The following is a 12,883-nucleotide window of genomic DNA, read 5'->3' on the forward strand; positions in this document are numbered from 1 at the left end:
ATCGGAAAAGAGGTGTTTTTATGGTTGACTCAACAACCAATCATTATGGGGCTGATCTTGTGGTAGATAGTCTCATCAATCATAAAGTTAAATATGTTTTTGGTATTCCAGGAGCAAAAATTGATAAGGTTTTTGATACCTTAGAAGACAAGGGACCACAGTTAATTGTGTCTCGTCATGAGCAAAATGCTGCTTTTATGGCACAAGGAATTGGTCGTATTACTGGGGAGCCTGGCGTTGTTATTGCTACTAGTGGCCCTGGGATTTCTAACCTAGCAACTGGACTTGTAACAGCGACTGCTGAAGGAGATCCTGTCTTAGCTATTGGTGGTCAGGTTAAACGGGCAGACCTATTAAAGCGTGCTCATCAATCAATGGATAATGTTGCCATGCTTAGTCCGATTACAAAATATTCTGCTGAAATTCATGATGGTAACACGATTTCTGAAACAATTGCTAATGCTTATCGTCGTGCAAAATCAGGAAAACCAGGAGCTAGCTTCATTTCAATCCCTCAAGATGTTAACGATGCAAAAGTTTCTGTCAAAGCAATAAAACCTTTAACTGATCCAAAGCTTGGTACAGCATCCGTTAATGATATTAATTACTTGGCCCAAGCCATCAAAAATTCAGTTCTTCCTGTCTTATTACTAGGAAATGGTGCATCACATGAAAAGGTAACAAAAGCCATTCGTCAACTTTTAGAAGCGGTTAAATTACCAGTTGTTGAAACCTTTCAAGGAGCTGGAATTGTATCGAGAGAATTAGAAGAAGAAAGCTTTTTTGGCCGTGTTGGTTTGTTTAGAAATCAGCCTGGTGACATGCTTTTGAAAAAAGCTGACCTTGTTATTGCAATAGGTTATGACCCTATTGAGTATGAAGCAAGAAACTGGAATGCAGAAATTTCTGCACGTACAATTGTTATTGATGTGGTGCCTGCTGAAATCGATACTTATTTCCAACCCGAGCGTGAATTGATTGGTGATATTGCAGATACCATTGATTTACTTCTACCAGCCATCAAAGGCTATGCTCTTTCTGAGGGTTCAATAGAATACCTACAAAATCTCAAAAAAAATATGTCTGGTGATGTTAAGTTTGATCGTCACAGTAAAAAAGGTCTTGTTCACCCACTTGATGTGATTGATAGTTTACAAAATCAAGTCACTGATGATATGACTGTGACGGTTGATGTGGGAAGTCACTATATTTGGATGGCTCGCTACTTTAAATCTTATGAAGCACGTCACCTGCTCTTTTCAAATGGGATGCAAACACTTGGTGTAGCGTTACCATGGGCAATTTCTGCAGCACTGGTAAGACCAAATACTACCATTATTTCTGTTTCTGGTGATGGCGGTTTCTTATTCTCTGCACAGGAATTAGAGGTTGCTTCACGTCTTCATTTACCTATTGTTCACATTATCTGGAATGATGGTAGGTATAACATGGTTGAATTCCAAGAGGAAATGAAATATGGTCGTTCATCTGGTGTTCAACTAGGAAATGTTGATTTTGTAAAATATGCTGAAAGCTTTGGTGCTAAAGGTTACCGAGTTGACAGCAAGGAAAGTTTTGATGATACTTTGAAAAAAGCGATTAGTGAAGCAAAATCAGGACCTGTTTTAATCGATATTCCAATTGATTATAAAGATAATATTAAACTTGGAGAAACAATCTTACCTGACGAATTTTATTAAGGAGGAAAAGATGATGGCAAAAACAATTTTATTTCAACACAACACTTTAGCTTCTTTGATGGCAGGGATATACGAAGGAACGATGTCAGTTGAAGAGTTGTTAAAGCATGGTAACTTTGGTGTTGGAACCGTTGATAGTGTTGACGGTGAATTGATTGTTCTTGATGGAAAAGTTTATCAGGCTACAGGAACAAACGATGAGTTTAAGGTGAAAGAAGTACCAAGCCATGTTTTAGTGCCATATGCTGCTGTTGTCCATCATACTACAACAAAGTCATGGAAAGAAGACAACCCTATTGATTCAGAAAATCTCAAAAAGACCATTGAGGAAAAACTTGATAGTCACAATCTTTTCTACTCAGTTAAAATCAAGGGTACATTTTCCAAAATGCATGTACGAATGATTCCAAAATCAAAGACAGGGGAACGATTTGCTGAAGTTGCTAAGAACCAACCAGAGTTTACGCAGGAAAATATCTCAGGAACCTTAATAGGTATCTGGACGCCAGAACTCTTCCACGGTGTTAGTGTCGCAGGTTTTCACCTTCACTTTCTAGCAGATGATTTACACTTTGGTGGTCATGTTATGGATTTTGTTATGCAAGATGGCAATATTGAAATAGGTCGCATCGATCAGCTAGAACAGAATTTCCCAGTGGATAATAAAACTTTTTTAGAAAAATCCTTTGATGTGCTTGCTCTTAGAAGTGATATAGAAGCTTCGGAATAATTAAATATTAAATATCAAATCCTATTAAGATAATAGGATTTTTTTGTTACTCAATATGATAATCATTCAATACAATCAGAAAAAAACGATGCATTATTTTCCACTGTGATAAGGAAATAGTTGGTTTTTGAAAGGGTTTACAACGATGGCTATATTTTTTATAATGCCAGTAGAGAGGATGTCGCACTTAACGTAATAAAAAGAAAGGAATTAAGATGACTGAAACAAGTAAAAAAGAATATGTTTTTCCAAAAGGCTTTTTGTGGGGGAGCTCTACCTCAGGCCCACAAAGTGAAGGCAGTGTAGCTGGTGATGGTAAAGGAATGAATAACTGGGATTACTGGTATAGTATTGCACCAGAAAAATTCCACAATGGCATTGGCCCAGAAAAAACATCCACCTTCTATACCAACTATAAAACAGATATCGAATTGCTGAAAAAAACGGGTCATAATGTATTTCGACCCTCTATTCAGTGGTCAAGATTATTTCCAAACGGTACTGGTGATGTCAATCCTGGAGCTATTATTTTTTATCGAGATGTGTTTCAGCGGATTATAAATGCCGGTGTTAAACCTATTGTTAATCTGTATCATTTTGATTTACCTTATGCTCTTCAAGAAAAAGGAGGTTGGGAAAACAAGGAAACGGTCTGGGCTTATGAACAATACGCTAGAACCTGTTTTGATGCTTTTGGTGATCTTGTTGATACTTGGATAACTTTCAACGAACCCATCGTTCCCGTTGAATGTGGTTATCTTGGAGAACTTCATTACCCTTGTAAAGTAGATGCCAAAGCAGCAGTACAAGTGGCTTATAACACACAATTAGCAAGTGCCCTAGCTATAAAAGCTTGTCATGAGTTGAATCCTTCTCATAAAATAAGTATTGTTTTAAATCTGACACCAGCCTACCCAAGAAGTCAATCAAAAGAAGATGTCGATGCAGCCCGCATTGCTGGTTTATTCCAAACCAAGAGTTTCCTTGACCCATCAGTACTTGGTGTTTACCCTCAAGAACTGGTTGATATCATTAAAAAACATGGGTTAATCCCTGATTATACTAGTGAAGAGTTAGCAATTATCAAAGAAAATACCGTTGACTTTTTAGGAGTTAATTATTATCAGCCTTTACGCGTCAAAGCACCTAAACAAACACCTAAGCCAACCCAACCTTTTATGCCTAGTTACTATTTTGAGCACTACGACATGCCAGGAAAAAAAATCAATCCTCATCGTGGTTGGGAAATTTATGAGCAGGGGCTTTATGACATTGCAATGAACATCAAAGAAGAATATGGCAATATTGAGTGGCTTGTCACTGAAAACGGTATGGGGGTAGAAGGCGAAGAAAAATTTAAAGTAGATGGTATCATCCAGGATGACTATCGTATTGACTTCATCAAAGATCATTTGATTGAACTTCACCGTGCCATTTCAGATGGTGCCAACTGTAAAGGTTATATGCTTTGGACATTCATTGATTGTTGGTCATGGTTAAACGCCTATAAGAATCGGTATGGTTTAGTTGAACTCAATTTAGAAACACAAGAACGCATTATTAAAAAATCAGGATACTGGTTTAAAGAGTTAAGTTTAACCAACCGTTTTACCAGATAGAAAAAGAAGGTGTCTTATGCCACAACTAGGTTTTTCACTTTACCCAGAAACTCATTCGATCAAAGAAATCTATGATTATATCGACTTGCTTTATCGCTATGGTGCTAAGAGACTCTTTATGAGTTGGCTACAAAATGCTGACAATCAAAAAGAGACGTTTAAAAATTATCAAAAAATAATTCACTACGCTAATGAGCGCGATATAAGTGTTGTCTTAGATATTAGTCCACAAGTTATCAAAAATAGTGGTTGGGAAAATCAACTGCTTACGATTGCTTATCAACTTGGGCTTTCTGGTTTACGTCTCGATGAAGCACTCCCTTTAGAGGAAATTGTGACACTTACTCATAATCCTTACGATATTAAGATTGAACTAAATATGAGTACAGACAAGACCTTGTTGACTGAATTATTAGCAAAAAAAGCCAATTTGTCCAATATCATTGCTTGTCACAATTTTTACCCACATGAATTTACAGGCTTATCTTTAGATTATTTTATCGAAATGACACAGTTTTATAAGTCTCATGGGATAAAAACAGCTGCCTTTGTGTCAGCCCAATCAGCAGATGAAGGGCCTTGGCCCTTGTCAGAAGGGCTTCCAACCTTAGAAAAGGATCGTCATTTGCCAATACGTTCGCAGATAAAATTTATGAAGGCAACAGGATTGATTGATGATATTATTATCGCTAACCAGTTTATTTCTGAAGCTGAACTAGAAACCTGTGTCGCTATTTTGAAAGAGGAGCATTTAACACTTGATATTATCCCACTTGTTTCTCTAACAGCTGTTGAAAAAGCTATTCTTGAATTCCCTCACTATTATCGGGGTGATCTATCTGACTATGTGATTCGCTCTACCCAACCTCGGATAAACTTTCAAAAAGAGACCATCGTAGCGAGAACACAAGACAGACATGTTAAACGTGGAAGCATTATTATTGATAATGATCTTTATATGCGTTATAAGGGAGAGTTGCAAATTGCTTTGAGGCCATTTACGATTAGTGAAAAAGCAAATCTTGTTGCTCAAATTACACCTGAAGATAATGTGTTATTGTCTTATTTAAAACCTTGGCAAGATTTTCGTCTACATTTACTGTCTGATTAAGGAAAATTTCTCTATCGATAAGGAAAAAAGAAAATCCCTTTCTAAGTTAAATTTTGATAAAATAGACTTATAAGAAACCGCTTACTTTATTGAGATTAAGGGAGATGGAGATGTTATCAAAAAAAGAAATTGCTCTAATGAGTGTTTTATTACAACAAAAAAATTCCTATGTCTCAAGTAAAGCTTTGGCAGAGGAAATTAAAACGAGTGACCGGACTGCTAGAAAATATCTTAATCAGTTGGCTCAATCTATCAAAAACCAAGGCGCAACCATCACATCAAAACAAGGACAGGGATACCTTTTAACCATTGAGAGACCAATTGAATTTGAAGTATTTTGGCAGGAAGTCTTAGCATCGAAAAAAAAGATGACAGATATCACACAAGTTGAAGAAGCTGATGATAGACAACATTATGTTTTGAATAAATTATTTTTTGAGGACCCTCAACAATCTTTTCACCAGTTAACGAGTGATTTGTTTGTCAGTAAGACAACCCTCTCAAGTGTTTTAACTGAGATCAAAAAACGCATTAAACCTTATGGGCTAACATTAGAAACTAGTCACAAAAGTATCTGGGTTAATGGGAAAGAAGAAGCGATTCGCCATTTTATCATGGATTACTTCTTTCTTGACAGTTTTGATGAGTCGATGTTTGCTGTTGTTGGCGAAACGCTGCTAGATAAAATCAATTTTGCAGAACTAACCATTTTTGTACTAGACGAGTGTCGTGATGCCAACCTACGTCTATCAGATTTTGTCATTCATAATTTAGTGCTACATATAGCTTTAATGATAAAACGTATTCGCTCTGGCTACCCACTTGATGTTTTCCCTATTTCTAAAGAAATTGAAAAATCACTTGAATATGAAGTGGCGACAAGAATTTTAAGGCGCGTGGAAAGTGCGCTAGCCATCACTTTTCCAAAAGAAGAAGCTAATTATATCGCTCTTCACCTTAAGGTAAAACACTCAGCCACTAATCTATCAGAATTAAGCACTTCAAAAGATCAACTCGTCAATCATCTTAAAGAAAAATTAAATGAGATTGCAAAAGCAACAAAGATGCCATTAGATCAAGATTCGAATCTTATTAACGGACTCTTAGCTCATTTTAATCCGCTCTTGATTCGTGTGAAAAATAAAATTCAATTAGCTAATCCTTTAATTGACGATGTAAAAGCACATTATCCAGACACTTTTTATCTGACGAAAAAAATCTTTAAAACGATGCCAGAACTTGTCCAATATGATGTGGGTGATGATGAATGGGCCTATATTGCCCTTCACATCATGGCTGCGATTGAAAGATACTCTAACCGTCACAAACTACAAGTTTTGGTAGTATGTGCGACCGGTTATGGTAGTGCCATGATGCTAAAAAATCGTCTTGAAAAAGAATTTTCAGGCAGTATTAAAATCGCTGATGTGGTTAGCTATTATGAGATTAATGAAGAACGACTCGAAAATATTGATTTGATCATTTCTTCCATTAGTTTAAACCATTTACTATTTTTAACACCAATTATTCACGTGAGTGTTCTTTTAACGAAGGATGATGTTAATCAAATTCGTCAGTTTATTGGAGAACAATCGCATTTCAAAAATGGTGAGTCCTTAAAATCATCCCATGATCTTAACAAGGCAAAAGAGATTGCAAGTGCTGTTTTTTCACCAGACAAACTCATCTACTTTAAAGAACCAATCACAAAACAACAAGCTTTAGAACAGCTGGTCAAGCAATTAAATGAGGCTGTTGAACCAGATTTCGTTCATCAATTTTTAGATCAGATAAGCCTAAGAGAAAGTTACAGTCCATTAGTTTTTGGAGAAAGCTTAGCTTTTCCTCACCCTGCAATACCAATGACTTATTCAGAACAGATTGTTGTAGGGATTTTAAAACATCCCATTACTTGGGATGATAAACATCAGGCTATTCGATTCATCTTTTTACTATCACCATCAAAAGGTAGAAATCACTATTTGAAATTTGTTTCACCAAGTTTAGTAGCCTTTGTTGACGACAAACAACTACAAACGACTCTCTTAGAAACACCAACTTATGAATCATTAATTAATACATTTGCCCAACTAATTGAGGGCTAAAGGAGGAAAAAATGAAAAATATTATGTTAGTATGTAATGCCGGTATGTCAACAAGTATGCTTGTCACTAAAATGTCTTCAGCTGCCAAAGAAAAAGGAGTTGACGCAGCCATTTGGGCTGTTCCTGTTTCTGAAGTTGACAACGAAGTCTCAGGTAAAGACATTGATGCTATTTTAGTAGGGCCACAAGTTAAATTCATGCTTAATGAATACAAAGAAAAATTCGAACCAACTATCAAAGTGGCTGATATCAATATGGTCGATTACGGTACCATGAATGGTGAGAATGTCTTAAACTTTGCTTTAGAGATGATGGGAGAAGATTAATGACAGAACCAGCAAATCTAGAAGCAGTCATGGGCCTCATCATGCATGGTGGTGATGCCAAAGGAAAAGCCGTTGAAGCCATTCGAAAGGCTAAAGCCGGAGATTTTCTTGAAGCGCACGACTTAATCAAACAAGCCAATGACGCCTTAAATATCGCACACAGATCACAAACAGATTTGTTAACGCAAGAAGCATCAGGTGATAATGTCGAGCTGTCTTTATTATTAATTCACGGACAAGACCATTTGATGACGGCTTTAACTTTTATTGACATGGCAAAAGAAGTTATTGCACTTTATGAAAAAATTGATAGTTCTCACTAAGGAGTTCATATGATTGTTAAAAAACAGGGAGATGTTTCTCAAAAAGCCTTATTTGAAGCGATTGTGGCGTCATTAAAAAAAGACTATTATGAAAGTACGAAAACAGTGTTAGTTGATAGTGATATCAAAGTTGGATTATCTTATATCAAAACTTTTGGTTCGAAAAATCAACACCAAGTTCGCATTACCTTGGATCGATTTGAGTCACCTAATGTTTATGGTGTTATCTTTAGTTCAAATCGAGGAAAACAACATATTTCATACTTTTTAGAAGAGACCTCACCTCAGTCAACCTTAATCACCTATCAGCAAGAAAATGAAATTAATGATATCTTTCAAAAAGCCAATCAATTTCTCATGGAAAAAATCTTGAAAAAAAGCCTAGAGAGGCAAATTAATGCTCAGTTATCAGGAATGATTAAATATGTTAAAGAAAACAATCAACTAGTAGATCATTAATACCTGTGTTGCCAAGTAATAAAAAATGTAAAAATAAAAAAAAGAGGAGATTTGAAATGTCAAATTTATCGACTAAATTTATGGAGATTTCAGGGAAAATCGGATCGCAAAGACATCTAGTGGCTATCCGTGATTCCTTTGTTGCAATGATGCCTATCACAATGGCTGGTGCCGTTGCAGTATTATTAAATGTCTTTTTAAGAGACATTCCAACAAACATGGGGATGACAGGATTTGTCGAAGCCATGCAACCAATCATCAATATTAATGGTTATGTTTATTTTGGAACCATTGGTATTATGGCACTTGTCTTTTCATTTGCCTTAGGACATAATCTAGCTGTTATGAATAAAGTGAATCCTCTAGCAGGTGGTCTTATTTCAATTGCAGCTTTTATTGCAACACTACCTCAATCATTAACCATTACAACTGCCTTAGAAGGGGTAGACTCATCAGTAGTTAATGCCTTAAAAGATTTGGGTCTAACAATTGTTTCATCAGATGGTGTCTCTTCACTTGAAGTGAGTGAGTGGGGAGCTATTGCCTTAAAATATGCAGGAGCAACCGGATTATTTACAGCTTTAATTACAGGCTTCATTGCTTCCTTTGTTTATGCAGCTCTTACTAAACGAAACATTACTATTAAATTACCAGATAGTGTTCCACCAGCAGTAAACAAAGCATTTGTTGCCATTATTCCTGGTGCAGCAGCCATTTATGCCACTTCAATTATTGCCTACTTAACGTTTGCTTTATCAGGTTTAGCAATGAGTGATCTTATTTCTGATTATATTCAAAAACCGTTAATGGGTCTGTCACAAGGTCTTGGTTCTGTTGTTCTTTTAAGTTTCTTAGTTCAACTATTCTGGTTCTTTGGACTTCATGGTCACAATGTTCTTGGTCCTATTTTAGATGGTATCTATATCCCAGCCCTTAATGAAAACACAGCTGTTTATGAAGCTACACATAGTGTTGCTAATCTTCCTTGGACTTGGACACGTGGCTCATTTGATGCCTTTGCTCAAATGGGAGGTTCTGGAGTCACATTAGCACTTATTATTGCAATCTTTATCTTCTCAAAACGTGAAGAACACAAAGCAGTTGCTAAACTATCAGCTCCAATGGGACTATTTAATATCAATGAACCAATTACTTTTGGTATTCCAATGGTTCTAAACCCAATCTTTGCTATTCCATGGTTAATTATTCCACCAATTTGTGTCACTATTGCCTACTTAGCAACGGCTTCTGGTTTAATTCCTCCAGTCTTTCTAGCAGTTCCATGGATTACACCTCCAGGATTGTATGCTTATCTTGCAACAGGTGGCAATATTATGGCAGCCTTAGTATCACTCTTTAATCTATTTGTTGCCTTTCTTATCTGGACACCATTTGTTATCTCAGCAAATAAAGTAAAAGCAGGCGAATAAAATGACACAAAAAAATGGTGCAACATTTTTAATGGCTTTTGGATTTTTCCTTATTGCTATTAGTCCCACAATGGGAAATAAGTATCTTAATATCCTATCAGGCCTAAGCTTAGTCTTACTTGGATTCTATCTAATGAAGAAAAAGAAATAAAGAAAATCACCGTTAAGGTGATTTTTGTTTAGCAAAAAATACTTTCTAAAAATTAAAAGGTATAATGTTATCAAATGATTACAAAATATTACTAAAATGTTACATAAATATTTGCATTAGATGTCAAAGAGAGATATAATACCCTTAGAAAAGATATTAAGGAGACCAATCATGAAAAAATCAGCTATTATTTTTAGTTCAGTCATCGGGTTGATCATTTTAGTCCTATTTGTCCTCTTTTTATTGACCCCCTCAAAAACCAATAAACAAGAAGCAAAAAAAGTTGCTGATAAAACTGTTTTGACGACTAAACAAAAAGATAAAGAGTCAAAAGTGACAACGAAAGAACCAACACCTAATGACAACACAGCAACCCAAGTTACAGAGCAAAGTCCTGTAGCACAACAACCACAAAAAGATGGAGAAGAAAAAGCTAATCCCAATCAAAATACTTCTACCATTAACTTAGAGGCTATTTCAAATGGTGATTTTTCAAGTATTGCTGGAACATGGGAAAATTATAGTGGCCAAGGTATTATCTTTGATAACAAGGGCGTAGTGGCAATCATATATTATAATAATGATGGTAAGAAAATTGTTAATGATACTTATGACATTCAAATTTCTAGAATAGAAAATAATATATTAAAAGCTGGTATTTATTCAAGGGAGTCACTGATAGGAGGGGCTAGTTTAGCCATTGTTCCTACTGGCATAAAGACACCTGGAGAAAAAGTTATTTATGAAAAAGATGTCATTCTTATTGGTCAGAGTACTAAGGCCGATTATGAGCCTTACTACAAAATCTCTGACGATACTACAGCTCCAGAATCTGTTGTTACTACTGAGGAAATTGAGCAAGAAGAATAAGGGAGAAGTACCATATGGCAATCTTATTGCTTAGAAAAAAAGAAGATGTTAATTCAGAAGCTCCCTTAGATGTGATTATTAATGGTCAGTCTGTAGAAGAATTTAAAGAATATCATCGTGAACAATTTTATGAACTACCATCAAAAGAGGCTACCTTACAAATCAGAGATTTTAAAACAGGTTTAAAGAGTTCTACCATCACTGTTTATGATGGCGATGAAATCAAAATAAAAGAGAGTGTTTATCTAAAATATCGCTGGCTATTCTTACTATTTTTTTATTTGATTCTTTATTACCCTTCATCAACTTTCGCCTATACATTATCTTTTCCTTTCAAAATTCTTTTTGGTATAGTTTTAATAGTTATCATAGTGTTTATTGATTATTTCTTAAAGAAATTTTCTCATTATAGTTTTGAAAGAATAGACAATTAATAGAGAGATTACGATTAGAAACCTTGAGAGAGTTATTCTAAAGGTCTATCAAATAATGTTATCAATACATTAAAAATATTACAAAAAGATTACATAAATGTTTGTATTTGATGACATAAAGAGATATAATAGTATTATCAAAGAGATTAGGAGACTTATCATGAAAAAAAGACGTCTTTTATTAGTAGGCATTGTTACCTTAGGACTACTATTAAGTGTTTTATTCATTTTTTCAACTCGTAGCAATCAAAAAGAATCATTGTCAAATTCCTTTAATAATAAAGTGAAACAAACGACAAAAGCAAGTTCAGATAATATAAAATCAAAAGTAAATAAGTCCGCAGTAAAGAATAATACTGGTAAATCTGCACAAACAGTGAAAGAAGTAGTCAAAGAAACTGAAAAACAAGTGTCGCAAGAAAATAATGCAGTTTCAACCTCTACAAGTGTTTTTCCAGAAGCATTATTAGGCCAGTGGAAAATAAATGATCCTTTCTTAAACTATATCATCACCTTTAATTCTGATGGGACTGTGACTAGGGAACTTGATGGCAAGGTTTACACGACAAAAATTGATAAGCTGGTTTCATTGGGAAATCAATTATATCGCTATGAAATCGCTTCTGGTACTGATACTACAGCACTTCATTATTCTGGGTACGGCGGTCATTACGTTAAATATGATATTGGTATCTTAATTGATGGTGATGTGATTTACCCTCAAGTATGGTCAGTTAGTGCTGATAAAGAGTTTGACTATGCACCAAGTTATAATATGAAGGCAACAAGACCAAACAAAACATCTTCTTTAAAGGATAATCCAGTAAAAGAGACAGATTTATTAGAAAAAACCAGTTTAACAGCAGAAAAAACCATTAGCTGGATAAAAGCATTATACTTGACAGAAAATGTTGATAATATTGTTTTTGAAGAAGATTATTTAAATTCATTCTATGAAGGTGATGACGGTCTTGTTTATGTGAGCATACGTCAAAATGATGATTCGGTTTCTAACAGTGATTCAGTTACTGGTCTTTATAGAATTAATGATTCAGATTATCTTGAAAAAAAAGATGACACCTCTGGGACATGGCAAGTGATCAGCAACACCTACTTTGAGTAATAACAAGACATAAGGCTAGAGAAAATCTAGCCTTTTAGTATGATATAATAAAGAAAAGATTGTAAAGAGGAGACTGTTATGGCAGTAACACTGACTCGAAGAAGATTTCATTCGGCTATGTCGGATTTAGCATTTAAAGTTTATCTAGATGGTGAGATTGTCGCAAAGATTTATGAAGAGGAAACCATAACAATTCCCCTTACTAAGTCACAAGCAATCCTGACAGTAAAACCACTTTTTGAGAGAAAAGTTTCTTTTAAAGTTACAGATGGTGATGACCTTGTTTTGGTAGCCACTCGTTTTAATAAAATTATTTACCGGTATTTTAATTTTTATTGGATCTTTTTGATATTATCTAATTTTGTTCCAATACTCGATGTTTCATCTAATTTTTTTTCAATCATTTTGCTTGTGCTCTTGTTATCATGTTTTTTAGTTCCTATTTTTGAATTTCAAAAAATAGAAGCCTCTCAAGAAAACAATCCTATCAAAATAGAGTAAG

14 protein-coding genes are annotated in these 12,883 nt (G+C 35.0%); all 14 read left to right on the plus strand.

Going from position 1 to position 12,883, the window contains the following annotated elements; translation table 11 throughout:
• Nucleotides 1–20 precede the first annotated feature (20 nt).
• The 14 genes from alsS (at nucleotide 21) to JHK62_RS01265 (ending at nucleotide 12,882) form a co-directional block, all read left to right on the plus strand.
• Nucleotides 21–1,700, plus strand: a complete 1,680-nt coding sequence (alsS, locus tag JHK62_RS01200; RefSeq protein WP_199574855.1) for an acetolactate synthase AlsS — start codon at nucleotides 21–23, stop codon at nucleotides 1,698–1,700.
• A 13-nt stretch (nucleotides 1,701–1,713) separates the two neighbouring features.
• Entirely contained in the window at nucleotides 1,714–2,430 is a 717-nt protein-coding gene (gene budA, locus JHK62_RS01205; protein WP_199575236.1) for an acetolactate decarboxylase, read from the plus strand.
• A 215-nt stretch (nucleotides 2,431–2,645) separates the two neighbouring features.
• A complete protein-coding gene (locus JHK62_RS01210; RefSeq protein ID WP_199574856.1) occupies nucleotides 2,646–4,049 on the plus strand; it encodes a glycoside hydrolase family 1 protein in 1,404 nt (467 codons plus the stop codon).
• Nucleotides 4,050–4,065: 16 nt separating this feature from the next.
• A complete protein-coding gene (locus JHK62_RS01215; protein ID WP_199574857.1) occupies nucleotides 4,066–5,160 on the plus strand; it encodes a DUF871 domain-containing protein in 1,095 nt (364 codons plus the stop codon).
• 110 nt (nucleotides 5,161–5,270) lie between these two features.
• Nucleotides 5,271–7,265, plus strand: coding sequence for a BglG family transcription antiterminator (locus JHK62_RS01220; protein ID WP_199574858.1), 1,995 nt, complete (start codon nucleotides 5,271–5,273; stop codon nucleotides 7,263–7,265).
• An 11-nt stretch (nucleotides 7,266–7,276) separates the two neighbouring features.
• Nucleotides 7,277–7,591 (plus strand): PTS sugar transporter subunit IIB, encoded by a 315-nt coding sequence (locus JHK62_RS01225; RefSeq protein ID WP_199574859.1) that lies wholly within the window; start codon nucleotides 7,277–7,279, stop codon nucleotides 7,589–7,591.
• Nucleotides 7,591–7,914, plus strand: a complete 324-nt coding sequence (locus JHK62_RS01230; RefSeq protein WP_199574860.1) for a PTS sugar transporter subunit IIA — start codon at nucleotides 7,591–7,593, stop codon at nucleotides 7,912–7,914. The genes JHK62_RS01225 and JHK62_RS01230 overlap by 1 nt, the downstream gene beginning before the upstream one ends.
• Before the next feature lie 9 nt (nucleotides 7,915–7,923).
• A complete protein-coding gene (locus tag JHK62_RS01235; RefSeq protein WP_199574861.1) occupies nucleotides 7,924–8,373 on the plus strand; it encodes a DUF3284 domain-containing protein in 450 nt (149 codons plus the stop codon).
• Between the two features lie 56 nt (nucleotides 8,374–8,429).
• Complete coding sequence (locus JHK62_RS01240) at nucleotides 8,430–9,803, plus strand: PTS sugar transporter subunit IIC (RefSeq protein ID WP_199574862.1); 1,374 nt, start codon at nucleotides 8,430–8,432, stop codon at nucleotides 9,801–9,803.
• Between the two features lies 1 nt (nucleotide 9,804).
• Nucleotides 9,805–9,954, plus strand: a complete 150-nt coding sequence (locus JHK62_RS01245; RefSeq protein ID WP_199574863.1) for a hypothetical protein — start codon at nucleotides 9,805–9,807, stop codon at nucleotides 9,952–9,954.
• A 171-nt stretch (nucleotides 9,955–10,125) separates the two neighbouring features.
• Nucleotides 10,126–10,824 (plus strand): DUF6287 domain-containing protein, encoded by a 699-nt coding sequence (locus tag JHK62_RS01250; RefSeq protein ID WP_199574864.1) that lies wholly within the window; start codon nucleotides 10,126–10,128, stop codon nucleotides 10,822–10,824.
• A gap of 14 nt (nucleotides 10,825–10,838) precedes the next feature.
• Nucleotides 10,839–11,258, plus strand: a complete 420-nt coding sequence (locus tag JHK62_RS01255; protein ID WP_199574865.1) for a hypothetical protein — start codon at nucleotides 10,839–10,841, stop codon at nucleotides 11,256–11,258.
• A 160-nt stretch (nucleotides 11,259–11,418) separates the two neighbouring features.
• The gene (locus tag JHK62_RS01260) at nucleotides 11,419–12,381 is read left to right on the plus strand and encodes a hypothetical protein (RefSeq protein WP_199574866.1); all 963 of its coding nucleotides are present in this window, start codon (nucleotides 11,419–11,421) and stop codon (nucleotides 12,379–12,381) included.
• Between the two features lie 78 nt (nucleotides 12,382–12,459).
• On the plus strand, nucleotides 12,460–12,882 hold the full coding sequence (locus tag JHK62_RS01265; RefSeq protein WP_199574867.1) for a hypothetical protein: 423 nt from the start codon (nucleotides 12,460–12,462) through the stop codon (nucleotides 12,880–12,882).
• The last annotated feature ends 1 nt before the right edge of the window (nucleotide 12,883 follow it).

The organism is Streptococcus pacificus (assembly GCF_016481305.1).
Taxonomy (GTDB): domain Bacteria; phylum Bacillota; class Bacilli; order Lactobacillales; family Streptococcaceae; genus Streptococcus; species Streptococcus pacificus.